23 protein-coding genes are annotated in these 24,973 nt (G+C 61.4%); 8 read left to right on the top strand and 15 right to left on the bottom strand.

Features of this window, described 5'->3' with window-relative positions; all coding sequences use genetic code 11:
* Positions 1 to 158 precede the first annotated feature (158 nt).
* From AB4Z35_RS11230 to AB4Z35_RS11215, 4 genes are all read right to left on the bottom strand, one after another.
* The gene (locus AB4Z35_RS11230; protein WP_007993665.1) at positions 159 to 1,493 is read right to left on the bottom strand and encodes a sigma-54-dependent transcriptional regulator; all 1,335 of its coding nucleotides are present in this window, start codon (positions 1,491 to 1,493) and stop codon (positions 159 to 161) included.
* Positions 1,487 to 3,253 carry a sensor histidine kinase gene (locus AB4Z35_RS11225; protein ID WP_442097090.1) on the bottom strand — a complete coding sequence of 589 codons (1,767 nt, stop codon included), beginning with the start codon at positions 3,251 to 3,253 and terminating at the stop codon, positions 1,487 to 1,489. The genes AB4Z35_RS11230 and AB4Z35_RS11225 overlap by 7 nt, the downstream gene beginning before the upstream one ends.
* A gap of 481 nt (positions 3,254 to 3,734) precedes the next feature.
* A complete protein-coding gene (locus AB4Z35_RS11220; protein WP_007993670.1) occupies positions 3,735 to 3,953 on the bottom strand; it encodes a hypothetical protein in 219 nt (72 codons plus the stop codon).
* A 164-nt stretch (positions 3,954 to 4,117) separates the two neighbouring features.
* Positions 4,118 to 5,641, bottom strand: a complete 1,524-nt coding sequence (locus AB4Z35_RS11215) for a fumarate hydratase (RefSeq protein WP_007986121.1) — start codon at positions 5,639 to 5,641, stop codon at positions 4,118 to 4,120.
* A 426-nt stretch (positions 5,642 to 6,067) separates the two neighbouring features.
* Between AB4Z35_RS11215 and AB4Z35_RS11210 the strand changes: the two genes are divergently transcribed.
* Genes AB4Z35_RS11210 through AB4Z35_RS11200 form a run of 3 tightly spaced genes read left to right on the top strand, consistent with a single transcriptional unit; the run spans position 6,068 to position 8,881 of the window.
* Positions 6,068 to 7,174: a GGDEF domain-containing protein gene (locus tag AB4Z35_RS11210; RefSeq protein ID WP_442097068.1), complete on the top strand. Its 1,107-nt coding sequence runs from the start codon at positions 6,068 to 6,070 to the stop codon at positions 7,172 to 7,174.
* A complete protein-coding gene (locus AB4Z35_RS11205; protein WP_442097066.1) occupies positions 7,167 to 8,102 on the top strand; it encodes an iron-sulfur-binding ferredoxin reductase in 936 nt (311 codons plus the stop codon). The genes AB4Z35_RS11210 and AB4Z35_RS11205 overlap by 8 nt, the downstream gene beginning before the upstream one ends.
* A 29-nt stretch (positions 8,103 to 8,131) precedes the next feature.
* On the top strand, positions 8,132 to 8,881 hold the full coding sequence (locus tag AB4Z35_RS11200) for an enoyl-CoA hydratase (RefSeq protein ID WP_442097064.1): 750 nt from the start codon (positions 8,132 to 8,134) through the stop codon (positions 8,879 to 8,881).
* Between the two features lie 189 nt (positions 8,882 to 9,070).
* Here AB4Z35_RS11200 and pyk read toward each other — a convergent pair whose 3' ends face one another.
* On the bottom strand, positions 9,071 to 10,522 hold the full coding sequence (pyk, locus tag AB4Z35_RS11195) for a pyruvate kinase (RefSeq protein ID WP_442097062.1): 1,452 nt from the start codon (positions 10,520 to 10,522) through the stop codon (positions 9,071 to 9,073).
* A gap of 171 nt (positions 10,523 to 10,693) precedes the next feature.
* Here pyk and AB4Z35_RS11190 point away from each other — a divergent pair, with 171 nt between their 5' ends.
* Both AB4Z35_RS11190 and AB4Z35_RS11185 read left to right on the top strand, forming a co-directional pair.
* A complete protein-coding gene (locus tag AB4Z35_RS11190) occupies positions 10,694 to 11,077 on the top strand; it encodes a tetratricopeptide repeat protein (protein WP_116262011.1) in 384 nt (127 codons plus the stop codon).
* Between the two features lie 233 nt (positions 11,078 to 11,310).
* The gene (locus AB4Z35_RS11185) at positions 11,311 to 11,670 is read left to right on the top strand and encodes a PilZ domain-containing protein (RefSeq protein ID WP_442097059.1); all 360 of its coding nucleotides are present in this window, start codon (positions 11,311 to 11,313) and stop codon (positions 11,668 to 11,670) included.
* 37 nt (positions 11,671 to 11,707) lie between these two features.
* Here AB4Z35_RS11185 and AB4Z35_RS11180 read toward each other — a convergent pair whose 3' ends face one another.
* From AB4Z35_RS11180 to AB4Z35_RS11155, 6 genes are read right to left on the bottom strand one after another with little or no spacing between them, the layout of a single operon-like run.
* Positions 11,708 to 13,036, bottom strand: coding sequence for a DUF58 domain-containing protein (locus tag AB4Z35_RS11180; protein ID WP_442097058.1), 1,329 nt, complete (start codon positions 13,034 to 13,036; stop codon positions 11,708 to 11,710).
* On the bottom strand, positions 13,033 to 14,034 hold the full coding sequence (locus AB4Z35_RS11175; RefSeq protein WP_442097057.1) for an AAA family ATPase: 1,002 nt from the start codon (positions 14,032 to 14,034) through the stop codon (positions 13,033 to 13,035). Before AB4Z35_RS11175 ends, AB4Z35_RS11180 begins: the two co-directional genes overlap by 4 nt.
* Positions 14,031 to 15,194, bottom strand: a complete 1,164-nt coding sequence (locus AB4Z35_RS11170; protein WP_442097056.1) for a DUF4350 domain-containing protein — start codon at positions 15,192 to 15,194, stop codon at positions 14,031 to 14,033. Before AB4Z35_RS11170 ends, AB4Z35_RS11175 begins: the two co-directional genes overlap by 4 nt.
* Positions 15,191 to 16,723 carry a DUF4129 domain-containing protein gene (locus tag AB4Z35_RS11165; RefSeq protein WP_442097055.1) on the bottom strand — a complete coding sequence of 511 codons (1,533 nt, stop codon included), beginning with the start codon at positions 16,721 to 16,723 and terminating at the stop codon, positions 15,191 to 15,193. Before AB4Z35_RS11165 ends, AB4Z35_RS11170 begins: the two co-directional genes overlap by 4 nt.
* A complete protein-coding gene (locus AB4Z35_RS11160) occupies positions 16,710 to 17,687 on the bottom strand; it encodes a stage II sporulation protein M (RefSeq protein ID WP_442097053.1) in 978 nt (325 codons plus the stop codon). Before AB4Z35_RS11160 ends, AB4Z35_RS11165 begins: the two co-directional genes overlap by 14 nt.
* Complete coding sequence (locus tag AB4Z35_RS11155) at positions 17,684 to 18,409, bottom strand: RDD family protein (RefSeq protein WP_442097052.1); 726 nt, start codon at positions 18,407 to 18,409, stop codon at positions 17,684 to 17,686. Before AB4Z35_RS11155 ends, AB4Z35_RS11160 begins: the two co-directional genes overlap by 4 nt.
* Before the next feature lie 200 nt (positions 18,410 to 18,609).
* On the opposite strand from AB4Z35_RS11155, the gene sbcB reads away from it, so the two are divergent.
* On the top strand, positions 18,610 to 20,040 hold the full coding sequence (sbcB, locus tag AB4Z35_RS11150) for an exodeoxyribonuclease I (RefSeq protein ID WP_442097050.1): 1,431 nt from the start codon (positions 18,610 to 18,612) through the stop codon (positions 20,038 to 20,040).
* 99 nt (positions 20,041 to 20,139) lie between these two features.
* Here the strand turns inward: sbcB and mvaT are convergent, their stop codons facing one another.
* A complete protein-coding gene (gene mvaT / locus AB4Z35_RS11145) occupies positions 20,140 to 20,517 on the bottom strand; it encodes a histone-like nucleoid-structuring protein MvaT (RefSeq protein ID WP_007933316.1) in 378 nt (125 codons plus the stop codon).
* Between the two features lie 336 nt (positions 20,518 to 20,853).
* Between mvaT and purU the strand changes: the two genes are divergently transcribed.
* Complete coding sequence (gene purU / locus AB4Z35_RS11140; protein WP_007993692.1) at positions 20,854 to 21,702, top strand: formyltetrahydrofolate deformylase; 849 nt, start codon at positions 20,854 to 20,856, stop codon at positions 21,700 to 21,702.
* 86 nt (positions 21,703 to 21,788) lie between these two features.
* A complete protein-coding gene (locus tag AB4Z35_RS11135; RefSeq protein WP_007993693.1) occupies positions 21,789 to 21,965 on the top strand; it encodes a hypothetical protein in 177 nt (58 codons plus the stop codon).
* Here the strand turns inward: AB4Z35_RS11135 and AB4Z35_RS11130 are convergent.
* From AB4Z35_RS11130 to AB4Z35_RS11120, 3 genes are read right to left on the bottom strand one after another with little or no spacing between them, the layout of a single operon-like run.
* Positions 21,952 to 22,947, bottom strand: coding sequence for a lysylphosphatidylglycerol synthase transmembrane domain-containing protein (locus tag AB4Z35_RS11130; RefSeq protein ID WP_442097048.1), 996 nt, complete (start codon positions 22,945 to 22,947; stop codon positions 21,952 to 21,954). The two genes, AB4Z35_RS11135 and AB4Z35_RS11130, sit on opposite strands and share 14 nt — an antisense overlap.
* Positions 22,944 to 23,720 (bottom strand): DUF2334 domain-containing protein, encoded by a 777-nt coding sequence (locus tag AB4Z35_RS11125; RefSeq protein WP_442097047.1) that lies wholly within the window; start codon positions 23,718 to 23,720, stop codon positions 22,944 to 22,946. Before AB4Z35_RS11125 ends, AB4Z35_RS11130 begins: the two co-directional genes overlap by 4 nt.
* Positions 23,713 to 24,825, bottom strand: coding sequence for a glycosyltransferase family 4 protein (locus AB4Z35_RS11120; protein WP_442097046.1), 1,113 nt, complete (start codon positions 24,823 to 24,825; stop codon positions 23,713 to 23,715). The genes AB4Z35_RS11125 and AB4Z35_RS11120 overlap by 8 nt, the downstream gene beginning before the upstream one ends.
* Positions 24,826 to 24,973 lie beyond the last annotated feature (148 nt).

The following is a 24,973-nucleotide window of genomic DNA, read 5'->3' as shown; positions in this document are numbered from 1 at the left end:
AAGGGGCCAGAACAGGCACCGCAAAAAACTCAGTTCTCTTGCAGGAACATCTCCCGGCTCAACCCATGCCGCTGCATCTCCCACAATGTTCGGCGTACACAGACCCACTGTGGGAGCGGGCTTGCTCGCGATGGGGCCAGAACAGCCACCGCAAAAACTCAGTTCTCTTGCAGGAACATCTCCCGGCTCAACCCATGCCGCTGCATCTTTTCATTGAAGGTCCGGCGCGGCAGTTGCAGTTCTTCGAGCACCGCTTTCACATCGCCCTTATGCCGGGTCAACGCGGCGCGCAGGCATTGCGCTTCGAACGCTTCCTGCTGCGCCGCCAGTGACTGGCCGGGCTCTATGCCCAAGGGCTCCGGCTCACCGAGTCCCAATACCTGACGCTCGGCGACGTTCGCCAGTTCGCGCACATTGCCCGGCCAGTCGTGGCTCAATAGATGGCTCAACTGCGGACCGCTCAACGGCGGCAAGGTCCGGCCCAGGCGTTCGGCAGCGTGGCGGGCAAACGACTCGTAGAGCAACGGGATGTCCTCGCGCCGGTCGCGCAACGGCGGCAAACGCAACTCGGCGACGTTCAGACGATAGGCCAGGTCCTCACGAAAACGCCCGGCCCGAGCCTCGTCGAGCAGGTCTGGTTTGGTCGCGGCGATGATGCGCAAATCCACGCGGATGCTCTGGTTCGAACCCAGTCGTTCAAGCTTTTGCTCTTGCAACACCCGTAGCAATTTCACCTGCTGGGCCAAGGGCATGCTTTCGATTTCATCGAGAAACAGCGTGCCGCCGTCGGCGTATTCCAGTTTGCCAATGCGCTTGCCGGACGCCCCGGTGAACGCGCCGCTTTCGTGGCCGAACAGCTCGGCCTCGAACAGTTGCTCGGGGATGGCCGCGCAATTGAGCGCGACAAAGGGTTGGTCGGCCCGTGGCCCGAAGTCGTGCAGGCAACGCGCAACCAGCTCCTTGCCACTACCGGTTTCCCCGCGAATCAACACGTTGACCGGCAGGGCTGCCAGGTCCAGCACCTGCCGACGCAGGGTCTGCAGGCCACGGGACACGCCGAGCAGCGTGGCATCCAGTTTTGCGCGGTTGTCCGCCTGCTCGTGCAGCGCGCGGTTTTCCAGGACCAGCCGGCGCTTGTCGAGGGCGCGGCGCAGGCTGCCGAGCAGGGTTTCCGGGCTGAAGGGTTTTTCGAGGAAATCGTAGGCCCCGTCGCGCATGGCCTCGACGGCCATAGGTACATCGCCGTGTCCGGTCAGCAGGATCACCGGCAAATCGGCATCCCGTCGTTGCACCTCGGCCAGCAGTTCCAGCCCGGTCATGCCGGGCATGCGCACATCGCTGAGAATCACCCCGGCAAAATGCTTCGGCAACTGCGCCAGGCACTCGTCGGCGCGGCTGAACAGCTGCACCTCGAACCCCGACAGGCTCAACCATTGCTCGACGGCACTGCGGATGCTGCTTTCGTCGTCGACCACCATCACTGAGTTCAGCATGGTTCATGCACCTCCTGGTCGATGGGCAAGGTCAGGGTAAATACGGCACCTTTGTCATGATTGCCGGCACTCAGGCGCCCGCCGGATTCGTGAACGATGGCAAAGGACACGGCCAGCCCGATCCCCAGTCCTTCGCCCACCGGTTTGGTGGTGAAGAACGGATCGAAGACTTTGGACAGATTTTCCTCGGCAATGCCAGCACCGTTGTCGATGACGCTCAGGCGCCACAATTGTTCGTCGGCCTCGAGGCGGATTTCCAGGCGTTTGCAGGGTTTATCCTGCATCGCATCGAGGGCGTTGCGCAGCAGGTTGATCAGCACCTGTTCCAGACGAATCGCATCGCCACGCACCCAGGCAGGGCGCGTCAGGTGCAGCACCGTGCTGACCTGTTCGTCGCGCAGCCGGGTGTCGAGCAGTTGCAGCGACTGGTCGACCACCGCCGCCAGGTCCAGGCGTTCGCGCAAGCCGCTGGGGCTTTTGCGGGCGAAGGTTTTCAGGTGGCCGGTGAGGGCGGCCATGCGCGTGAGCATTTCATCCACCGGTTTGAGCGCCTTGTAGGCGTCATCGACCCGCCCGTGGTCGAGCAGCAGGCGCAAGGTCGCCAACTGCATGCGCTGGGCGGTGAGCGGCTGGTTGATCTCATGGGCCAGGGCGGCGGACATCTGCCCCAGCGCCGCGAGTTTGGCCGATTGCACCAGGCCTTCCTGGGCGGTGCGCAGGTCGCGGGTGCGTTCTTCTACCAGTCGTTCGAGTTCTTCGCGACTGCGCTGACGCAGTTTGGCCAAGCGCCAGCGCTGGTTGAGAAACAGCAACAGGAACACCAGGGTCAGCCACAAACCGGCCGCGGCAAGCGCGGCGTTGCGGCTGTCTTCGAAGGCGACCTGCGGGCGACGCAGCAGGTGCAGGGTCCAGCCCTCGGTGCTCAGCGGCAGGGATTCCCACAGGTAATCCGCCTTGCCGTCCGGGCCATCGACCCGGGCCAGGTCGCTGTTGTCGTCGAAACGCCGCAACGATTGAAACTCAAGCGGCGTCAGCGGCTGCTTGTCGTACTGGCGGGTGGCCTTGAGTTCAGTGTGATCGCTGTCGCTCAGCGGCTTGAGCAGGCGATAGCGCCAGCCCGGCTGGTTGGCGATGAAGATGATCCCGCGTGCATCGCTGACCAGCAGCGTGTCGCTGCCCTGACGCCACTCGCGTTCCAGTTCGGGAAACTCCAGTTTCACCACCATGGCGCCGAGGAATTGGCCGTCGTCATCGCTGACCGCGCTGGAGAGGAAGTAACCGGGAATTCCGCTGGTCACCCCCACGGCGTAGAAGCGCCCGGTGCCCTGGGTGCGGGTCTGGTTGAAATAGGGCCGGAAACCGTAGTTGTGGCCGACATAACTGCTGGGCAAACGCCAGTTGCTCGCCGCCACGGCGAGGCCGGTGCGATCGAGCAATTCCAGGGTCGAGGAGTTGGCGGCGCCGTTGATCTTTTCCAGTTTGCGGTTCAACGCATCCTGCTGCTCGGGATTCACCGTCCCCTTGAGCGCCAAGCGCAGCTCCGGATCCAGCGCCAGCACGGCGGGCAGGGCACGGTATCGTTCGATCAGGGTATGCAGGGACGTGGCATACAGCGCCAGTTGCTGATTGGCGCGGGCGGCATCTTCGACCATTGACTGGCGCACGGCGTGGCGCATGGCCAGGGCGGCGGCGATGGCGGCACCGGCGATGATCAACAAGGTGTAGAGCGCCAGGCGCAGGGATCTGGAGGTCGGGAGCATCGAACGGAAATCGGACAAAAGATAGGAGGCGCAAGATAGCATGCGGACTATCTTGCGCCAGATCTCATCTCACTGCGCCCGAGTGGATACCTTGAGCTTTCAACGACTCATGTTTCGTCTCATCTGTTCCAGTTCATCTGTCAGTTTCCCCAACGAAACTACCGAGCTCCCGGAGTTACTCAGATCATCATTGTTCAAGTGTGCTTCATGCATTCTGTTGGCTAACCCGGTCTGTTCAGACGGGCTGTCGTCGGGATCCTGATGGGCTCCACGGGTTCGGTAGAGGGCGAACTGGTGAAAACGCATGAGTGTTTCACGGAGAAACGTTTCCCATGCTCAGGGGGAAACTCGACGAGTAAATGGACGCTGATGAGTCGCCTTGTGCGGCGTTACCCCCGAGAACATTCCCAAGCGTTTCACTGTGAAACGCTTCGAATGACCAGCACCTCACGCACGGCGCCGTCCTCGAGCATGGCGCTCATCAAAACAACCCCGCTTGGATTTTCTGCTGCAGCAGCGCAGCTAGTTCCCCGCTGGGGTATTGGGCCTGCAGTCCCCAGGCTTTACAGCCGAGTGCATGCCGAAAAGCGCCGGCGTCCGTGAGGTCCTGAACGCTCCCACACAGCCGACAGCGCACCAGCGAGCCGTCGAGTGTCCAGTGTTTATTCCAGGCTTCCAGCGGCAGGTAGGTCACGGACATTCAAAACTAGGCCTTTGGCGAGGTATGACAGGGGCTGCGTGTGCGTAAAACCGCTCACTAAAAGTGATGGTAGGTCAGTCCCCGGGGGTTGTTGACCAGCAGGTACAAAAAAGCCGCGCTGTCGTACAAACAGCGCGGCTCTTTTTTAATAAGCGGTTAAGCGCTTATTGCACTTCCACCGCCAGACTTTCACTGATCTTTTTCTGCCAGATGGCAGGACCGGTGATGTGTACGGACTCGCCCTTGCTGTCGACCGCAACGGTCACCGGCATGTCCTTGACCTCGAACTCGTAGATCGCTTCCATGCCCAGTTCGGCGAACGCCAGCACCTTGGACTTCTTGATCGCCTGGGCGACCAGGTATGCGGCGCCGCCGACGGCCATCAGGTACACGGCCTTGCTGTCCTTGATCGCTTCGATCGCGGTCGGGCCGCGCTCGGACTTGCCGATCATGCCCAGCAAGCCAGTCTGCTCGAGGATCTGGCGGGTGAACTTGTCCATCCGCGTCGCGGTGGTAGGGCCAGCCGGGCCAACCACTTCGTCACCGACCGGATCGACCGGGCCGACGTAGTAGATGAAGCGACCCTTGAGGTCCACCGGCAGGGTTTCGCCCTTGTTCAGCATCTCGACCATGCGCTTGTGCGCCGCGTCGCGACCGGTGAGCATCTTGCCGTTGAGCAGGACGGTTTCGCCTGGCTTCCAGCTCTGCACGTCTTCCGGGGTCAGGGTGTCGAGGTTGACGCGACGGGCCGACGGGCCGGCTTCCCAGACGATTTCCGGGTAGGCGTCCAGCGGTGGCGCTTCCAGCGAGGCCGGGCCGGAACCGTCGAGCACGAAGTGCGCGTGACGGGTGGCGGCGCAGTTCGGGATCATGCACACCGGCAGGGAGGCGGCGTGGGTCGGGTAGTCCATGATCTTCACGTCGAGCACGGTGGTCAGGCCACCGAGGCCCTGGGCGCCGATGCCCAGTTGGTTGACCTTCTCGAACAGCTCCAGGCGCATTTCTTCAATGCGGTTCTGCGGACCACGCGCTTTGAGCTCGTGAATGTCGATGGATTCCATCAACACTTCCTTGGCCATGACAGCGGCTTTCTCGGCAGTGCCGCCGATGCCGATGCCGAGCATGCCCGGTGGGCACCAGCCGGCGCCCATGGTTGGCACGGTCTTCAGAACCCAGTCGACGATCGAGTCGGACGGGTTGAGCATGGCCATCTTCGACTTGTTCTCGGAGCCGCCGCCCTTGGCTGCCACGTCCACTTCCACGGTGTTACCCGGAACGATGGAGTAGTGGATAACGGCCGGGGTGTTGTCCTTGGTGTTCTTGCGAGCGCCCGCCGGGTCGGCGAGGATCGAAGCACGCAGGACGTTTTCCGGCAGGTTGTAGGCGCGACGTACGCCCTCGTTGATCATGTCGTCCAGGCCCATGGTGGCGCCATCCCAGCGCACGTCCATGCCCACGCGGACAAACACGGTGACGATGCCGGTGTCCTGGCAGATCGGACGGTGGCCGGTGGCGCACATGCGCGAGTTGATCAGGATTTGCGCCATGGAGTCACGGGCCGCTGGCGATTCTTCGCGCAGGTAGGCCTCGTGCATCGCCTGGATGAAATCCACGGGGTGGTAGTAGGAAATGAATTGCAGGGCGTCGGCAACGCTCTGAATCAGGTCGTCTTGCTTGATCACGGTCATGAGTCGCGCTCCTCTAAAAGACGGGAACATTCAATAAGGTGCTTGCAGCTTGGGTGCATCGGTCGGTTGCAAGCACCTTTCAAGGCACGCCGGGCATGCTGGCGCGACGCTAAAAAGGCGCGGCAGTATAGCGCGCCTCGCCCAAGGGCACACGCGCCGGTAGTCAATCGTTGGTCTTATAAGATGCATAAAACCCTGTAGGAGCTGGCCTGCCAGCGAAAGCGGTGGATCAGGCAACGACCGCACCGCCTGCGAGTACGCCATCGCTGGCAAGCCAGCTCCTGCAGGGGGGATGATTCATGCGATTGAGGTCACTTATCCACCCCCGAAAATTGAATGGTCATTTATCGGCCACGCCACTAAAGTGACATACGGTCTGTAGAGTAGGACGCTCTGTCAGTCTCCTTTCATTTGGTGAGTCAACGATTGACCCAAAACGCCATCCAGCGCCTGTTGCTCAAACGTTTCGCCCTTGCGGCCGGCACCTATGCCCTGGCCTTGCTGTTGCTTTGGCTGGCATTTTTCACTGGTCACTACGACGCGCCGCTTTCCAGTGTCGCCATCGGCAGTGCGCTGGTGGTGATCAGCCAGGCCACCCTGTTCGCGGTGTTTTACAGCGGCTGCAACCTGCGTTTCGCCGACCCCAGCCTGACCGAGGCACAAGTGTTGCTGGGGCTGGGCTGGCAAACCTGGCTGATCGCCCATCTGGACGAAGCCCGGGGTGCGTTTCTGGTGTTTTACGTCCTGATCCTGCTGTTTGGCCTGTTCCATCTGTCGCGCCGATCCTTTGTGCGTTGCGCGTTGCTGGTGTTTCTCAGTTTCAGTGCGATCACGCTGTGGGAGGGCTATCACTTCCAGCTGCCCGACCCGGCCATGGCGGTGTTGCAGGTCTGCGTGCTGTTCATCGTGCTGGTGTGGCTGGTGCTGTATGCCCGCCATGTCCAGGCCTCGCGAAAGCGTATGCGCCAGCGGCGTTTTGCATTGCAGGCGCACCAGGACACTCTGCGGGGAATGATGCGCCAGCTTGAAGGCCTGGTGGCCACCGACGAGCTCACAGGCCTGTTCAATCGCCGGCATTTTCTGCGCCTGGCTTCCCGCGAGCTGAAGGCCATGGAGGCTGGTGTCGTGCATGGCCTGGCGCTGATCGACCTCGACCATTTCAAGCGTATCAACGACCTGCACGGTCATGCCGCAGGTGATCAGGTCCTGCAAGCCTTTGCCGGCGTTGCCAACGCGTGCCTGCGCGACGGTGATGTTCTGGCCCGCTACGGCGGCGAAGAGTTCGTGGTGCTGCTGCCCGATTGCGATGCCGACAGTTTGACTTCGTGCTGCGAGCGGCTGCGCATCGCGTTCACCGATGTCGAGTTGATCGGTCTGAATGTGCGCAACCTCAGCCTGTCCGCCGGCATGACCCTGCTGGAACTGGGCGACGACCTCGATGACGCCCTGCAACAGGCCGATCAGGCGCTCTATCGCGCCAAGCGTGACGGTCGCAACCGATGCGCGGCGGCGTGGGAGAACATCGATGCCTGAGCTGCGGGTTGGCGAGCGGCACTGGTCGGTGGCGACGGGCAGCAATCTGCTCGACGCGTTGAATCAGAACGGCGTTGCGGTGCCATACAGTTGCCGCGCCGGCAGTTGCCATGCGTGCCTGGTGCAATGTGTGCGGGGCCTGCCGAGCGACAGCCGCCCCGATGCCCTGAGCGCACAGCAGCGTGAACAGGGCTGGCGCCTGGCGTGCCAGTGCCAGGTGGTCGAGGACTTGCAGGTGCACGCCTTCGACCCGCAAACCGATGGCCGACCGGCCGAAGTGGCTGCCGTCGATTGGCTGAGCACCACGGTGCTGCGCTTGCGGGTGGTCCCGCAGCGCTCATTGCGCTATAGCGCTGGCCAGCACCTGGTGTTGTGGGCAGGCAAAGTGGCGCGGCCGTATTCCCTCGCCAGCCTGCCGCAGGAAGACCGTTTTTTGGAGTTCCATCTCGATTGCCGCAAGCCCGGGGAATTCAGCGATGCGGCCAGGCAATTGCGCATCGGCGATCCGATCCGTCTCGGTGAACTGCGCGGCGGTGCCTTGCATTACGATCCGGACTGGCACGCCCGGCCGTTGTGGCTGATGGCGGCCGGTACCGGGCTGGGGCCATTGTTTGGTGTGCTGCGCGAAGCGCTGCGTCAGGATCACCAGGGTGCCATTCGCGTCATTCACCTGGCCCATGATGCCGATGAACACTACCTGGCCAAACCACTGCAGGCCATGGCCGCCAGCCGTCCGAACCTGAGTGTCGAGCTGTGGACCCCGGCCGGGTTGCCAGCGGATTTGGCGCAACTGCGGCTTGTTTCCCGGCAAACCCTGGCCTTACTCTGCGGAGCCCCCGACAGTGTCGACGCCTTCGCCCGCCGCCTGTACCTGATGGGATTGCCGCGCAATCAACTGCTGGCCGATGTGTTCCTGCCCCGTGGTTGAGCGCTGACTTTTCAGACGCGAGACCTGCCATGACCGATGCCATCCAAGTTGAACGCGAACGCGGCCTGTTGACCCTGCGCCTGAATCGCCCGGACAAGAAAAATGCCCTGACCCGCGCCATGTACAGCCGCTTGGCCGAGGCGCTGAAACAGGCCGACAGCGACCCCGAGATCAATGCCGTACTGATCAGCGGCTCTGCCGAGTGCTTCACCGCCGGCAACGACATCGCCGACTTCATCCAGCAACCACCGACCAGCCTCGACAGCCCGGTGTTCCAGTTCATGCGGGGCCTGCTCGAATGTCGCAAACCGGTGATCGCCACCGTGGCCGGGGCGGCGGTGGGCATTGGCACGACGATGTTGCTGCATTGCGATCTGGTCTATGTCAGCCGTGATGCGCGCTTGCGCATGCCGTTCGTCAACCTTGGTTTGTGCCCTGAGTTCGGTTCCAGCCTGATCCTGCCGCGCTTGCTCGGGCAGGCCAAAGCGGCGGAGTTGTTGCTGCTGGGTGAAAGTTTCAGCGGTGAACAGGCGGCTGCGTGGGGCATTGCCAATGAAGCCTTGGGCAGTGGCGAAGAGGCCCTGGCCAAGGGGCGGGAGATGGCGCTGCGTTTTGAGTCGTTGCCACCGGAAGCGGTGCGGATCAGCAAGCAATTGATGAAAGCGCCGGACCGGGAGCTGTTGCGCAAGGTAATAGAAGAGGAGGGGGCGTTGTTCACACAGCGGTTGCGGTCACCGGAAGCGTTGGCGGCGTTGACCGGGTTCATCAAGCGGCATTGAATCTTTCGCTGACTGGGCCGGCCCCTTCGCGAGCAAGCTCGCTCCCACAGGGATTGGGATTCACCGCAAAAACTGTGGGAGCGAGCTTGCTCGCGAAGGGGCCGGATCAGGCAAAACAAAAAATGGATCAGAATGCAAAAAGCCCCGCCATTCACATGGCGGGGCTTTTGTTTTTCAGCGAGCGGTCACTCAGACCATCGGATCGCCAACGTGCAGGATCTTCATGCCGTTGGTGCCGCCGGTGGTGTGGTAGCTGTCGCCCTTGGTCAGGATGACCCAGTCGCCTTTCTCGACTACGCCGCGCTTGACCAGCTCGTCGATCGCCTTCTGGCTGACTTCGTTCGGCGCCAGCGAGGCTGGATCGAACGGGATGGTGTACACGCCACGGAACATCGCCGCGCGTGCCTGGGCTTCGCGGTGTGGGGTGAACGCGTAGATCGGCACCGAGGAACGGATACGCGACATGATCAGCGGGGTGTAGCCACTTTCGGTCAGGGCGATGATCGCCTTCACGCCCGGGAAGTGGTTGGCGGTGTACATGGTCGCCAGTGCGATGCTTTCGTCGCAGCGCTCGAACTCTTTGCCAATGCGGTGGCTGGAGGTCTTGCTGGTCGGGTGCTTTTCGGCACCGACGCAGATACGCGCCATGGCCTGAACGGCTTCCAGCGGGTACAGGCCGGCAGCACTTTCGGCCGAGAGCATCACGGCGTCGGTGTAGTCGAGCACGGCGTTGGCTACGTCGGACACTTCGGCGCGGGTTGGCATCGGGTTCTGGATCATCGACTCCATCATCTGGGTCGCGACGATCACCGCCTTGTTGTGGCGGCGTGCGTGAAGAATGATCTTCTTCTGGATGCCCACCAGTTCGGCGTCGCCGATTTCCACACCCAGGTCACCACGGGCAACCATCACAGCGTCGGACGCCTTGATCAGGCCGTCGAGGGTTTCGTCATCGGCCACGGCTTCGGCGCGTTCGATCTTCGCCACCAGCCAGGCAGTGCCGCCGGCTTCGTCGCGCAGTTGACGGGCGTATTCCATGTCGGCGGCGTCACGCGGGAAGGATACCGCGAGGTAGTCGACTTCCATTTCCGCAGCGAGCTTGATGTCAGCCTTGTCTTTTTCAGTCAGGGCCGGAGCAGTCAGGCCGCCACCGCGACGGTTGATGCCTTTATGGTCGGACAGCGGGCCGCCGATGGTCACGGTGCAGTTCAGTTCGGTGGCAGTGGCGGTATCGACGCGCATCACTACGCGACCGTCGTCGAGCAGCAGCTCGTCGCCCACGCCGCAGTCCTTGACCAGGTCCGGGTAGTCGATGCCGACCACTTGCTGGTTGCCTTCGGTCAGAGGATGGCTGGTGGAGAAGGTGAATTGATCACCGATCTTCAGCTCGATCTTCTTGTTGGTGAATTTGGCGATACGGATTTTCGGGCCTTGCAGGTCACCCAGCAGGGCGACGAAGCGGCCGTGCTTGGCGGCAAGGTCACGCACCAGCTTCGCGCGAGCCTTGTGCTCGTCGGGGGTGCCGTGGGAGAAGTTCAGGCGGGCGACGTCCAGGCCAGCCAGAATCAGCTGTTCGAGAACTTCCGGCGAGTTACTGGCCGGGCCAAGGGTGGCGACGATTTTGGTACGACGGACGGACATGCAAAGACTCCTGAGTTCAAGCGCTGAGTGAGGCTACTATGCTCCGAAGTTGTAGTCATTGTTCGAATGCACTACTTATCGCTTTCTTTATTGAACCTCACAACTTTGCATCCGCAGCCTGAAGATTTCCGACCACGGGTCGATACAGGGTTCAAGACAGGAGATCCCCCCATGCGATTCGTGCTCATTGCCGCCCTAGCCATCAGCGCCCTCAGCGTCACGGGCTGCACCCGTTGGTCGATGAACCATCATTTGAACAATGCCTACAGCGCCTATGACCGGGGCAATTGCGAGCAGGTGATGCTTGAACTGTCCAAGGTCGAACGCGACAGCCGCGCGCGGCCTTACGTGTGGCCGGAAGTGTCGATGATGCGCGGCCTGTGCCTGGAGCGACAGAAGATGTTTATCGACGCGGCCCAGACCTATCAGTTCATCATGGCGTCCTATCCACAGAGCGAGTACGCCTACCGCGCCCATGCCCGCATTGAAACCCTGCAGAGCCTGGGCCACTATCCGACGCGCAGTGCAGCGGCCGTTAAACCGACGCAGTTCTGATGGCAGTAACCTTCTGATCGCTGGATCACCGGCGGTGGTGAGCTATAGTCCAGGGAACCGGTTTTAGAGCCTTGCCTCTGAACCGGGGCAACACCTGTGACCGGCACAAGCAGGACTCAGCGCTGTCAGGACTGGCGCACCGGGAGCGGGGAGAGCGGGCAAAGACTTGATGCGTACCCGTTCCGAAGCAGTAGTGCGGCTCTGCTTAAGAGCCTTGCATAGCGAAATTGCACATGTTTACCGACCGCCGAATCGAGCGGCATCAACTGCCGTCCTTCCTGAAAGTGTTCAACAGCATCACCGGCAAACCCATAGGCTATCTGGGCAATGTCTCCGAAGACGGGCTGATGCTGATCAGCCAGCTGCCGATGATGATCGGCGCGGACTTCAACCTGCGCCTGAAAATTCCCGCCAGCGAAGGTGGCCAGCGGATCATCGACCTGCAGGCCTGTTGCCTGTGGTGTCACGAAGACGCAACCCCTCATCACTATGACGCCGGCTTCAGCCTGCAACGGGCTCCTCCGGAATATAAGCAGTTGGTGGGGGCGCTGAAGCAGTATTTCAGTTTTCAGACGTTGCCGGCTTCGGCATGAGATCACTGCAAAACCGGCTGTGAGTGATTGCTCAGGCTCAGAGTCCAGTTCTTTTCCAGTCCAGGTACCGAGTCACCAACCTGGCCCCCAGCTCACCGGGCCGCGCATCCATCACCGGCACTCCATGGGCGTTCAAGCGTTCATGGAGTTCAGCGCGTGCATTCAGGTAATCCACGGTCCCGCAATAGGCCAGTGCCTCGGGCAAGGTCTGTACCGGTGTCTGGCGTAAAGTGTCGAGCACGTCTTCGCGCAGGCTTGCGACCAGCACTTGGTGCTGCTGGCTCAGGCGCTTGACCGCCGAGAGCAGCTCATCGTCGTCCTCTTCGCGCAGGTTGGTCACCAGCACCACCAGTGCCCGGCGTTTTTGCCGTGCCAGCAGTTGCGTTGCGGCGGCCTGATAGTCGGCGCTGCGTTGGCTGCTGTTCAAGTCATAAACGCTGTTGAGCAAGGTGTTGAGATGGCTGGTGCCTTTTACCGGCGCAAGATAGCGCGGCTGTTCGTTGGCGAAGGTACTCAGGCCCACCGCGTCGCCCTGACGTAAGGCGACGTAGCTGAGCAGCAAACAGGCATTGAGCGCATGGTCGAAGTGCGACAGCTCATCGTCCTGGCTGCGCATGTGTCGGCCGCAATCAAGCATGAAGATGATCTGCTGGTCGCGCTCGTCCTGATACTCCCGGGCAATCGGCGTGCGTTGACGGGCGGTGGCTTTCCAGTCGATCTGGCGCAGGCTGTCGCCCTCACGAAATTCGCGCAATTGATGGAATTCCAGGCCCAGGCCCCGTCGTTGCTTCTGGCGTACACCGAGCTGGCTGAGCCAGTTGTCCACAGCCAGCAACTGCCCTTCATAGAGGCGGGCGAAATCGGGGTAGACGCGGGTGGTGTCGGGAAGGTCGAGCAAGCGCTTGTCGGACCACAACCCCATGGGGCTGGGCAGGCTGATTTCGCAGTGTTCGAAGCGCAAGTGACCGCGTTTGAGCGGGCGTAGCCGATAGTCGATCCGGCTGTGCTGACCGGGTTGCAGTTCGACCGTCAGCGGCAGGTTTTCGAAGCTCAGGCCCGGCGGTACGTGGTCGAAGACTTGTATGTTCAGCGCTTGTGTAAAATCGTGTTCGACAGTCAGTTGCACTTCGCTCCATCGACCCAGCGCCAGGCTGCTGGGCACTTGGCGTTTCAGCCGGGGCGAAGGCAGGCGCTTCACGCGAGCAGCGTCCAGCAGGGCCAGGGCCAGCAGCGCCAGGAGCAACCCCCAGTTGATCGCCAGGAGATTCGCCGGAACCGCGAACTCCAATGCCCGCAAAGTGCCCGATACAATGCCGCAGGCCAGCAGGATCAACAGCCAGGCGAGCATCAGGCGCGAGGGTTTCACAGGCGCGGCGCCGGCACTTGGTCGAGCAACTGCTGGAGCACCTGATCGACATCCAGGCCCTCGATGTCCAGCTCCGGTGCGATGCGTACACGATGGCGCAGCACGGCCAGGGCGCAACCCTTGATGTCATCCGGAATCACGAACCCGCCACCGCGCAGCAGCGCCCGGGCCCGGCCGCAACGCACCAGCGCGATGGAGGCACGCGGTCCGGCACCGAGGGTCAGGCCCGGCCAGCTGCGTGTTGTGCGGGCCAGGCGCACGGCGTAATCGAGCACTTGATCGTCCAGTGGCAAGTCGCTGGCGATGCGTTGCAAGGCCAGCACGTCCTTGGCCTGCAACAGCGCACGCAGCGGTTGTACATCAAGCATGTCGGCCCGGGTCGAGCGGCTGACCTGACGCACCATGTTCAGCTCTTGCCCGGCGTCGGGATAATCCATGCGCACCTTGAGCATGAAGCGATCCAGCTCGGCTTCCGGCAGCGGGTAAGTGCCTTCCTGTTCGATCGGGTTTTGCGTGGCGAGCACCATGAACGGTTGCGCAATGGGCAATGGGCGGCCTTCGAGGGTGACTTGCCGCTCCTGCATGGCTTCGAGCAGCGCCGCCTGGGTTTTCGCCGGGGCACGGTTGATCTCGTCGGCCAGCAACAGATTGGTGAACAACGGGCCTTTGCGCAGTTTGAATTGCTCGGTCTGCAAGTCATACACCGCATGCCCGGTAACGTCGCTGGGCATCAGGTCCGGGGTGAACTGGATGCGCGCGAATTCGCCGCCGAAACAGCGGGCGAGGGCGCGTACCAGCAGGGTCTTGCCCAGGCCCGGTACCCCTTCCAGCAATACATGGCCGCCCGCGATCAGCGCCGTCAGGACGTCATCGATCACACTGTCCTGACCGATCAATGCTTTTTGCAATTCAAGGCGTACGGCCTGGGCCAGGTGGCTGGCACGCTGACGTTGTTGAGCGGCATGGCTTGCTGCGTCGGGCTCGATGGGTTGACTCATAGGGCGTTCCTCAAGGATTGCAGGTGGGCGACCTGACGGCTGAATTCAACGCTGGAAAGCCGTTGCTTCGGTCGCGGGCTCATGGCCTGGCTGATGGCGCGTGTGGGTTGGCCGGTCAGGCGCGCGAGTACCAGCCATTGTTCGGCAACGCCGAGTTGTTCAAAACCGGGATGGCGACGCCGCACCCGCCGAAGGATGTCTTGCTGCAAGGCTTGCAGCAGACCGGCCTGACCGTTGCGGCGCAACAGGAAGTCGGCACTGGCGCGCAGGTGCTCCTGCAATTGCCGGCGTGCTTTCGGTGCCGGCTCCAGCAACGGCCCCTGACGCACGCCAACGTGCCAGAAACCAAGGCCGATCAAAGCGAGCAACGCGACCAGCGCCTGGGGAAAATTGCGCAGCAGCAAGGTCGGCAGGTTGTCGTGATCGGCATTGAAAATCAGCGTCACGCGGGTATCGGCAGTCAGGTACCAGAGCAGCCAGGCATTGTCGAACTGGCCAATGGCCGGGGTTTTCCACAAGTCGGCATCGGTGACCACGGTGATCGAGCCGCGCCCGTGGCTGAGCTGCATCATGTGCGTGGCCTTGGCGCTGTTGGCCCAGGCCTGGGCGAGGTTTTTCGGGTCTTCGAGATGGAACGCGGTATTGAAACCGGCATAGGCCGGGGCGTCTTCGTTTTCCAGATAGAGCTTGGTCAGTAGCGGGAAAGGATCGTCGCCGACATTGGGCGGCGGTTCCTTGAGGTCTTTGCTCAGGGACTGGTGCAGTTGCACCCGATCGAGCAGCAGGTCATTGCTATGACCGAGTTTTTCATCCCACAGCGACTCGGCGACGAACAGAAGCCGCCCACCGGCCCGGGACCAGTTCATTACCTGGTCGATCTGTCGTGGGGTCATGTCGTTGTGGTCCCCGAGCAACAGCAGGCTGCGTCGACGCGGGTCGAGACTGGGCAGGATGTCGAGGTTATTGGCGTGCTCGACGCTCAGGCCTTGCTTGCGCAGAAAGAGCTCCGCCGCCAGATAAGGGTTGCCCCTGGCTTCGGGGGAGGGACCGTGGTCGATTATGGTCTGGTAAGGGATAACCTTGAGGTACAGATAAACGCTCAGCGTAACCACCGATACGGCGATCAACGCCACGGCTATCGTCCCCCAGCGCCGACTCAACGGGCGGCCCCGGGACCGAACAATACACGCCAGCCGTTACACAATTGCTGTTGCACATGATCGGGCGGCAGGCGATGACCGTAAGCCATGTTTTGCCAGTGCCCGGTCAGGTTTGTGCTGTAGGCCAGCAAGGCCGGTTGCTGTAACAGTTCGACACGCCGAAGAACCTGACCTTCGGTGTCGGCGGCTTTGAGCGCGATGTTGAAGTCGTGCACCAGGCGGCTGAGCAGGGCGCGATAGAGCAAGCCGAGCGCTTCGCGCGGGTGGGTCTGCCAGAGGCTTTCTGCGTTGGAGGCAATGTCCGCAGGCAGGGACTCGGGTTTGAGGTCCAGGCCGAATGCCTGCTGCGGTAACGGCCGCGTGGTTTTGACATTGAGTGCCGGTCGTCGGCTGACGAACGCCTGCAACCAGTCGCGATAGCGCCAGATCAACAGGCCGATGGCTGCGACGACCGTGCCCCACAGTACGATTTCAATCAGTGTCGCCAAGGCCCCGAAGTGTTGCCCCTCAAACAGCTTCAACAGGGCCTTCAGCCATTGCGGTGTCGGGGCTCCGGCGCCCGGTTTGTCTTCGCCCAAACGGTAGCGTGTCACCGTTTCCCGGTTCTTGAAGGGCGGCTGTTCGAGGATTGCCTTGATGTTGTCCCTGGAGGCCTGGCTGTTCAGGGGCTGGCCCAGCAGGCGCTGGCTGTCGGGCGAAATGGCGGGTTCGGCGGCCCACGTGCTGTGTGTGGCCGGCATCAGCACAATCATGGCGATCAACAGGGCAGCACCTGCACTGACGAGACGCTGGCGCATCCGGCGGAACACCAGTTCAATATCCCAGGCCTCCAGAACGGTGCGCCGGTTCAGGTAAAGGCTGAAACCGCAGGCGACATAGACCGGTTCCCAGACCACCAGTACCAAGGCATAAAACGCGTTGGTCAGGTGTTCCAGCCAGCGCCAGTCCTGGGTGGCCGCAGAAATCAGCGACTGCCACCTCCAGTCGAGCGCGACCTGTTGTGGCAGGAGCAGATAGAACAGCACCATCAAGCCGATCCACAACGCACCTTCGAGATGCGCACCGATGATCGTCAGCCATCGCGCCGCGCCAGCGTTTCGCTGCAGCAATACGTGCAAACGCTGCTGTCGCGCGCGCCCGTCCAGGCCTTCCAGTTGCATCACCGGCATCAGGAAGCTGCGGTGCAGGCTCAGGCGGCGCCAGGTCAGGCTGGCCAGCAGTTGTGGCTTGAGCAACCGTGGCCATTGATAGAGGGCCTGCTTGAGCGTCGGCGTTTCACCGAACATGGTTTTGGACAGGATGTACAAGGGCAGGCGTTCGAACGCCGGCTTCAGCCACCAGAAAATGAACACGGCGAGAGAGGGCGAATCCCGGAATCCCCAACTGAGCAGCGCGAAAACCGGCAAGGTGACCATGGCCCAACTGGTCATCAACAGGCGTCGGTGGCGCTGGCTCAGGAGCACCCCGAGGTCCATGGCTTCCCAGGTCGGGCGTGGGCGAATCACCACCGTGGCGTCACTCAGGCGCATGGCGGTGACGTCCGGCAAACACGAGATAAACCCCCACCAGCAACCAGAGCGCTGCGCCGACCAGGTACTTGGTCTGGTGCGACGGGTGAGTCATTGACGACCAGTAGGCTTCGATAAACGCCGCGATCAACAGAAACAGCATGACTCCGCAGATCAGTAGCACACTCTTGCGCGCTGCCAGGCGCAAGGCCTCGGCGCGTGGCAGGCGGCCCGGGGCGATCAACGCCCAGCCCAGCTTCAGGCCGGCGGCACCGGCCAGGGCGATGGCGCTGAGTTCGAAAGCGCCGTGGCCGATCACGAATGACCAAAAGGTTTGCCCGTAGCCGATGTAAGTCAGGTGGCCGGCCACTGCACCGATCATCAGACCGTTGAAGATCAGGAAAAACACACTGCCCAAACCAAGCAGCAAACCGCTGGCAAAGGTCTGAAAGGCGATGCCGATGTTGTGCATGATGTAGTAGCCGAACATCGCCCAGTCCTCGCTGGCGGCTCTTTCCGCCGTGCGCCCGAGGTGACCGGCAACGGGGTCGTACATGCTTTGCATTTCACTGACCTGCTTGGCGGGGATCAGGTTGTAGACCAGGTCCGGGTACAGGTACACCAGCAACGCGAAGCCGGCCAGGCTGCCAAAAAACATCAGGCTGGCGACGAGTACGAAACGCCACTGTTCGCGCACCAGCCGCGGGAAGTCGGCCAGGATGAATGCCAGCACATTGGCCCCCAGACGGCTGCGATGACGGTAAAGCTGTTGGTGCCCGCGCAGCACCTGTTGCTGCAGGGAGTCGATCAGAAAACTGCTGTAGCCACGCTCCCTGGCCAGTGCCAGGTGTTGGCAGAGACGGCGGTAGTCCCTCGGGAAATTGCCGGCCCCGGTGGCTTTCCTGTCGTGCTCCAATTGCTCGAGCAGGCGAGCGAACTGTTCCCATTCGGCCTTGTGCCGGGTTTCAAAAAGGCTTTGTTTCATGGCGGCCCCAACAAGCCGCGAGCGATGCCGTTGAGCTCGGTCACCGCCTGAGGGGCCGTGACTTGCAACGGTTGGGCGAGGATCGCAGCGAGTTCATCGACCCGCGCCTGGGAGAGTTCGCCCTGGCGCTCGGCAAACCCGAGAATGGCCCGCTGCTCGGTGAGTGTCAGGGCAAAGACCGGGCGGCGGGGCTGGGCTTCGGGGAGTTCGGGGCGGGTGTGCGAGCGTTCGCGGTAGATCACCAGGGTCCCGGCGGCGATATCGCCAAGGCGCTTGAATTGAGGGTGTTGCAGGCAACTGATGGCTCCGAGGCAGTAACCGAAGGGCAGCAGGTCGACAACGCGCAGCAGGTTGCGTAGCAGCGAAGCGGACCAGCCGACCGGGGTGCCATCGTCGTGCACCACTCGTAGCCCCATCCATAGCTTGCCCGGCGAACGACCTTGGTAGAGCACCTCGAACAGCACCATGTACCACCAGCTCACCCCGAACAGCAGGATCGACCCGAGCCCGGCACCCAATTTGCCGAGCATCGCCAGCGCAATGAACAGCACACCGAGGACCAGGCCGCGCAAACCAAGATCGATGGCGAACGCCAGCGCACGGACCATCAACCCGGCCGGGCGCAGCGGCAGGTCGACGCCCTCCGGCGTTTCGACGTGATACCGCGTATCCAGTGGCGGTGACAGCGGCGCATTCCCTGGCTGTGCTGTGGTCTCGAGCATGGGCAACCTGATGATGTGGCCTGGATCGGGATTGTGTGTCCATTCGATGCTAGCAGCCTATTCGAGGGGCGGGGGCGGGGGGAAACGACATAACTATGTATTGCCTGGTGAGTCGCGCAAGGTGCTTGAATGACAAGACTACTGGCCGGGGCGGGAGCTGAACGCCTAGACTTTGCCGATCTTCAGTTCAGGAATCGCCCGTGACCTCCATCTTCTGGTACGACTACGAAACCACTGGCATCAATCCCCGTTGCGACCGTCCGTTGCAAATGGCCGGCCTGCGCACCGACTTCGATCTCAATGAAATCGACGAGCCGGTCAATCTTTATTGCCAACCCAGTGACGACATCCTGCCGCATCCGGCCGCCTGCGCGATCACGGGAATCACCCCCGGGCAACTGCAAGCGCAAGGTTTGAGCGAAGCCGATTTCATGACCCGGGTGCATGCCCAGCTCGCGGCGCCGGGCACCTGTGGCGCGGGGTATAACACCTTGCGTTTCGACGACGAGATGACCCGCTACAGCCTGTACCGCAATTTTTTCGACCCTTATGCGCGGGAGTGGCAGGGCGGCAACAGCCGTTGGGACTTGATCGATGTGGTGCGCGCCGCGTATGCCTTGCGCCCCGATGGCATGGTCTGGCCGACCGATGACGAGGGGCGGGTCACGCTCAAGCTCGAACGCCTGACCGCTGCCAATGGCATCGATCATGGCAATGCCCACGAAGCGCTGTCGGACGTTCGCGCGACGATCGCCCTGGCACGCCTGATACGGGAAAAACAGCCAAAGCTGTACGATTGGCTGTTTCAGTTGCGCAGCAAGCAAAAAGTCATGGACCAGATACGCCTGCTGCAACCGCTGGTGCATGTATCCGGGCGTTTTTCGGCCGCGCGCAGCTATGTGGGTGTGGTGTTGCCGCTGGCCTGGCACCCGCGCAACAAGAACGCCCTGATTGTCTGTGACCTGCACCTCGATCCCCAGGGCCTGCTCGACCTGGATGCCGAAAGCTTGCGTCAGCGCTTGTATACCCGCCGCGACGAAATGGCCGAGGGGGAGTTGCCGGTGCCGTTGAAGCTGATTCACATCAACAAGTGTCCGGTAGTGGCACCGTTGTCCGTACTTCGTCAAGAAGATCAGCAGCGTCTGGGGCTGGATATGGCGCTGTATCAGCAGCGGGTGTTGCGGCTAAATGACGCGCAGAAAGTTTGGCTGGATAAAATCCTGGCGATTTATGCCCGCGAAGATTTTTCCCCGAGCCAGGACCCGGAGCAGCAGTTATATGATGGATTTATCGGTGATCGGGATCGGCGATTGTGTGAACAAGTCAGAACCGTTGACCCGATGCAATTGGCACAAGAGCAGTGGCCTTTCGATGATGAACGTTTGCCTGAATTGCTGTTTCGATATCGCGCACGCAACTTTCCCGAGACGTTGAATCCCGAAGAGCAGGAACGCTGGCGAATATTCTGTCAGAAACGTTTGTCAGAACCCGGGTGGGGGGCGCCAAATACCCTTGAAAGTTTTGTAGAAGCCGCGGCCCAGTTGAGCGTTAGTGCTACTCCGTTTCAGCAGGGGGTACTCAGTGAGTGGCAGGATTATGTCCAGGGACTGCGTCAGCGTTTGTGTCTTTGAAATCGAACATGCCAGGGCTTAAATACCCCGTAAAAAATAACGCCAGCATTTGCTGGCGTTATTTTTTGTCACGGTTCCGTCTGCGACAAGCTCTGAGGCTTAGCCCAGCAGGGTAGCCCAGCCTTCCACCACGTCACCGCCCCACTTGGCTTTCCACTCTTTCAGAGTCTTGTGGTTGCCACCTTTGGTTTCGATGACTTCACCGTTGTGCGGGTTTTTGTATTGTTTAACTTTGCGAGCACGCTTGGTGCCGGTAGTTTTCACTGCGCCGCCGCGTGGTGCCTTGGTTTTGGATTCTGGATCCAGCAGCGCGATGATGTCACGCAGGGACTTGGAGTATTCACCCATCAGGGTGCGCAGTTTGCCTTCGAATTCCAGCTCGGTTTGCAGTTTGTCGTCTTGGGACAGGTTCTTCAAACGGGCTTGCAGCTCTTTGATAGCTTCTTCGGTGGCGCGGTATTCGTTGATCAAGGACATGTGGACTACCTTATGTTGTGCGCTGGATGGCAGGTGACAATGCGGCAATAATAGTCACGGTGTTTCATCAAGTAAACATTTAAGCCAAGTTTATTTAATTTAGATGCGGGGTCTTTGGCGCACATTGGTAATGAATTTATTAGTGTGGTCCGGGTCTGTCAGATATACATATTTTAACAAATGACTGACACCGCTAGAGCATCCGGGCGAACTGGCACCGGTGCTGTCCGCCCTGCCGCACCAACCTTCCGGCAGGGCGAAACGTCAACAATACTGCAGTTTTGCTGCGTAATCGCTAGAATGGTGGCCTTTGCGAAGTTCTGGAGTTTCCCCCTCATGCGCACTTTTCGTCTGGTGATTTCTTGCCCGGACCGTGTTGGCATCGTTGCCAAAGTCAGTAACTTTCTGGCATCACACAACGGCTGGATCACTGAAGCGAGCCATCACTCGGACAATCTCAGTGGCTGGTTCTTCATGCGTCACGAAATCCGTGCCGACTCCCTGCCATTTGGTATCGAAGCGTTTCGCGAAGCCTTTGCCCCGATCGCCGAAGAGTTCTCGATGGACTGGCGCATCACCGATACCGAACAAAAGAAACGCGTGGTCCTGATGGCCAGTCGTGAGTCGCACTGCCTGGCCGACTTGCTGCACCGCTGGCACAGCGATGAACTGGACTGCGAAATTTCCTGTGTGATTTCCAACCATGATGACTTGCGCAGCATGGTGGAGTGGCACGGTATTCCGTACTACCACGTCCCGGTCAATCCGCAGGACAAGCAACCAGCCTTCGCCGAGGTTTCGCGCCTGGTCAAACAGCACGATGCCGAAGTGGTGGTGCTTGCCCGTTACATGCAAATCCTGCCGCCCGAGTTGTGCAGTGAATACGCGCACAAGGTCATCAACATTCACCACAGCTTCCTGCCGTCGTTCGTCGGTGCCAAGCCGTATCACCAGGCGTCCCTGCGTGGCGTGAAGCTGATCGGCGCGACCTGTCACTATGTGACCGAAGAGCTGGATGCCGGCCCGATCATCGAGCAGGACGTGGTGCGTGTCAGCCACAGCGACAGCATCGAAGACATGGTGCGTTTCGGCCGTGATGTCGAGAAGATGGTGCTGGCCCGTGGCCTGCGTTATCACCTGGAAGACCGGGTGCTGGTCCACGGCAACAAAACCGTCGTTTTCTGACAGACGTACGGCGCAGTTGAAATTCGAAGGGCCTGGGCGTTCAATCGTTTCAGGCCCTTCGCCGTTTCTGCACTGAGGACATGACCATGGCCGATCCACTGGACAAAGCCACTTCCAAGGCTCCCGCTACGCTGGGCGAGGGCTGCCTGAGCCGCTACGACCCGGATGACATGGGGCCTGAAACGGGTACGGAGTTTCCGGATGCCGCGCAATTGTGGGAGCAGTTGCAGCAGGCGCCCGACGACAAACCTAAGCCTGTCTGAGTTTCATCAGCTTCATCAGCAGCGATCGACCCAGCATCAGCAGGAACACCGGGCCACCGACCAGCAAGTAGAAGTAATACGTCACTGCCCGCCAAATCAGAATTGCCGCTGCCGCCGTGGATTTTCCGACCATGGGCGCCAGCAGCGCAGCGGACGTCAGTTCAGCCGCTCCGGCTCCACCGGGCAGAAGGCTGAATTGTCCGGCGCTCAGCGCCAGCATCTGGACTAGAAAACACCAGGCCCACTGCAAATCCGCGCCAAGCCCGTGCAACGCCAGGTACAGCACGCTGTAGCGCAGGACCCAATGCACACAGGTCAGGGCGAATACCTTGATCAAGGTCTGCACGGGCAACTTCAACGTGTCGGTAAACGCCGCCAGAAACTGCAGGAGCTTGCGCGCCCAGCGCATTCGAGTGGCCGCTTTGACATTGACTCGGGCGAGCCATCGGCCGCTCAGGCGAATCAATAAACGGTGATACCGGGCCACCATGACGCAAACGATCAGGCCGGCGAGCAGCGAGACGGCGCTGAGCATCAGCATCCATTCCATGCGCTGGCTGAGGTGCTGGAACAGTGCGTAAATCAGAATCCCGCTCAGGGCGCAGAGGAAAAACAGCAAATCGCTCAGTTGGTCCATGGCAAACACTGCACTACCCCTGGCCGGACGCACGCCGTGACGCGCCAACAACGCCATGATCGTCAGCGGCCCGCCGCTGCCGCCGGGCGTGGCGCAGTAGGCAAATTCGGCGGCCATCACCACGCCGAGGCTCCTGAGCCGGTTGACCTTGTCGCATTGATCCCCCAGCAGCAGGCGCAAACGCAGGGTGTTCACTGCCCAGCACAGCAGGATCATACCGAACATGATCAGCAACCACGGCAGCGGAAAACCGGTCAGCCGAGACCAGGTTTCGCTGCCGCCCAACAGTGATGGAATCAGCACCGCCGCGAGCAGGCCGACGAGCAACAGCAGTCCGCGACTCATGCCGCACGACCCACAAGGTCGTTTTGCAGCACCAGCCAGTGGGCCTTGGTCATCGGAACGCGGCCGTTGTCGAGCAGGCGCTCGAGGGTTTGTAGCCAGTATCGACGCGAGAACTCATGGCGCATGTCCTCCGGGTGCAGGCCCAGGCGAATCACCGGGGCGTGCTGCCAGCGTTGCTCACGGCGGTCGCTGACGAGCTTCGATACGCCCCGGCGCCAGGCACTGCGCGCGCTCCATACCAGTCCCGGCGCCTCGATCGCGGTGAAATCCGGCAAACGGTATAAATGCTGCGAGTCGCTGGTGTAACTCAGCGGCAATTGGCGCAATGCCTGGCGAGTGCCCGGGCTCATCAGCCAGGCCGGGGCGACGAACCCTTCCAGCGGCCAGTCATGACGCTGGAACATCTCGATGCCCGAACGCAGGCGGGCGAGGGCGTCTTCTCGCGACAAACGGTAAAACTCGCCTTCGTGGGTATAGACCCGACGCATGAACCAGTCTCGGGGATTGCCGGTCATCGGCCCGTCATCGCAGTGGAAGTAACCATGCAGCGCCAGTTCGTCGCCCCGGGCGAGCCTGGTACTGAGCTGGCGGCGAAATTGCGGATGGGCGTCCAGGTTGTTGTGTTTGTGGAAATCCGGTACCACCAGCCAGGTGATCGGTACGCCACCCAAGGCGTCGACGGCTTTGACGAACGGCTGGTAATCGGCCCAGGTTGGCGGTGCCACGTCGTGCAGTACCAGCAGTAAAGCGGGGCTGTTCATGGGCTCAACCATTGGCTGTCAGCGGCCATTGGCTGCCGAGCACGGCGTGGTAGTGGCGCAACAAGCTGTTGACCACCGTATCCCAGGCGTAATGCCGTTCGACATGCAATCGCGCTTGTTGGCCCAACGCTGCGCTGCCCGACCCGAACAGTTCTCGAACGGCGGTGGCCATTGCGGCGGGGTTGTTCGGTGCGCAGAGCACACCGCAGTCATCGGTGACGATTTCCTCGAAGGCCCCGGCGGCCACAGCCACCACCGGAATGCCGCTGGCCATGGCTTCGAGTAACACCAGGCCGAAGGTTTCCTGATCGCCGGCGTGCAACAGTGCATCGGCACTGGCCATCAGGCGGGCAACTTGTGCAGCCGGGCAGAACTCGTCGATCACCGTCACGTTGGACGGCACGGCCGTGGGCATCGACGAGCCAACCAGCAACAGGTGATAGCGTCGGCCCAGGCGATTCATGCAGTCGAGCAGCACCGGCAGGTTCTTTTCCTTGGAACCGCGCCCGGCGAAGATCAATAGGTGGGTGTTTTCATCCAGGCCCAGCTCGGCTCGCAGCCCGGGATCTCTGGCATCGGGATTGAAGGTTTGCAGGTCGACGCCGAGCGGTTGCACAAACACATTCCTGACCCCAAGCCCGGTGAGCTTGTCAGCCATGACCCGACTGGGCGCCAGGACCCGGTCGAAGTTGCCGTAGAGCTTGCTGACATAAGCCTCGACATTGTTGGTCACCCAATTGCCCATGCGGTTGCGGACCAGCAGCGGCAGGTCCGAGTGATAGAAGCCGATGACCGGTACATCGAGTTGGCGCCGTGCATCCAGCGCTGCCCATGCGGTGAGATAGGGGTCGCCGACTTCGATCAGATCGGGTTGCAAGTCTTGCAGGACATTGCGCCAGGGCGCGAGGCGCAGAGGAAAGCGATAGCCCTTGCCGAAGGGCAGGGCGGGTGCCGGAACCGTGTAGATGCCATCCTGCTCGCTAAAAGATGATCCGGGAATCAACAAACTGTGGCGAATGCCCGGTTTGATCCCCAAACGGCGGTGTTTGGCATCCAGGTAAGTGCGCACGCCACCGCTGGCAGGGGCGTAGAACATGGTGATATCAGCGATATGCACGATGAACAATCCTCCGGTCCCGGTACTCCCTTGGTTGACCTATATGAAGGATAGATGTTCGGTCGGGGTTGTGCGGGTGGGGGTGTCAGCGGGGTTTTATTGCGTTTGACAGGCCGCTATCGCGAGCAAGCTCGCTCCCACAGGAATC

It is taken from the genome of Pseudomonas sp. KB_15 (assembly GCF_052114525.1).
In the GTDB taxonomy this organism is placed as follows: Bacteria; Pseudomonadota; Gammaproteobacteria; order Pseudomonadales; family Pseudomonadaceae; genus Aquipseudomonas.
The sequence above is the reverse complement of the archived record's forward strand: the minus strand, read 5'-3'. Positions and strand labels throughout refer to the sequence as shown.

Bases quoted from the DNA above. Each gene is read 5' to 3' on its own strand.
- AB4Z35_RS11230 (WP_007993665.1), bottom strand. From the start codon at position 1,493: ATGCTGAACTCAGTGATGGTGGTCGACGACGAAAGCAGCATCCGCAGT.
- AB4Z35_RS11225 (WP_442097090.1), bottom strand. From the start codon at position 3,253: ATGCTCCCGACCTCCAGATCCCTGCGCCTGGCGCTCTACACCTTGTTG.
- AB4Z35_RS11220 (WP_007993670.1), bottom strand. From the start codon at position 3,953: ATGTCCGTGACCTACCTGCCGCTGGAAGCCTGGAATAAACACTGGACA.
- AB4Z35_RS11215 (WP_007986121.1), bottom strand. From the start codon at position 5,641: ATGACCGTGATCAAGCAAGACGACCTGATTCAGAGCGTTGCCGACGCC.
- AB4Z35_RS11205 (WP_442097066.1), top strand. From the start codon at position 7,167: ATGCCTGAGCTGCGGGTTGGCGAGCGGCACTGGTCGGTGGCGACGGGC.
- AB4Z35_RS11200 (WP_442097064.1), top strand. From the start codon at position 8,132: ATGACCGATGCCATCCAAGTTGAACGCGAACGCGGCCTGTTGACCCTG.
- pyk (WP_442097062.1), bottom strand. From the start codon at position 10,522: ATGTCCGTCCGTCGTACCAAAATCGTCGCCACCCTTGGCCCGGCCAGT.
- AB4Z35_RS11190 (WP_116262011.1), top strand. From the start codon at position 10,694: ATGCGATTCGTGCTCATTGCCGCCCTAGCCATCAGCGCCCTCAGCGTC.
- AB4Z35_RS11185 (WP_442097059.1), top strand. From the start codon at position 11,311: ATGTTTACCGACCGCCGAATCGAGCGGCATCAACTGCCGTCCTTCCTG.
- AB4Z35_RS11175 (WP_442097057.1), bottom strand. From the start codon at position 14,034: ATGAGTCAACCCATCGAGCCCGACGCAGCAAGCCATGCCGCTCAACAA.
- AB4Z35_RS11165 (WP_442097055.1), bottom strand. From the start codon at position 16,723: ATGCGCCTGAGTGACGCCACGGTGGTGATTCGCCCACGCCCGACCTGG.
- AB4Z35_RS11160 (WP_442097053.1), bottom strand. From the start codon at position 17,687: ATGAAACAAAGCCTTTTTGAAACCCGGCACAAGGCCGAATGGGAACAG.
- AB4Z35_RS11155 (WP_442097052.1), bottom strand. From the start codon at position 18,409: ATGCTCGAGACCACAGCACAGCCAGGGAATGCGCCGCTGTCACCGCCA.
- mvaT (WP_007933316.1), bottom strand. From the start codon at position 20,517: ATGTCCTTGATCAACGAATACCGCGCCACCGAAGAAGCTATCAAAGAG.
- purU (WP_007993692.1), top strand. From the start codon at position 20,854: ATGCGCACTTTTCGTCTGGTGATTTCTTGCCCGGACCGTGTTGGCATC.
- AB4Z35_RS11135 (WP_007993693.1), top strand. From the start codon at position 21,789: ATGGCCGATCCACTGGACAAAGCCACTTCCAAGGCTCCCGCTACGCTG.
- AB4Z35_RS11130 (WP_442097048.1), bottom strand. From the start codon at position 22,947: ATGAGTCGCGGACTGCTGTTGCTCGTCGGCCTGCTCGCGGCGGTGCTG.
- AB4Z35_RS11125 (WP_442097047.1), bottom strand. From the start codon at position 23,720: ATGGTTGAGCCCATGAACAGCCCCGCTTTACTGCTGGTACTGCACGAC.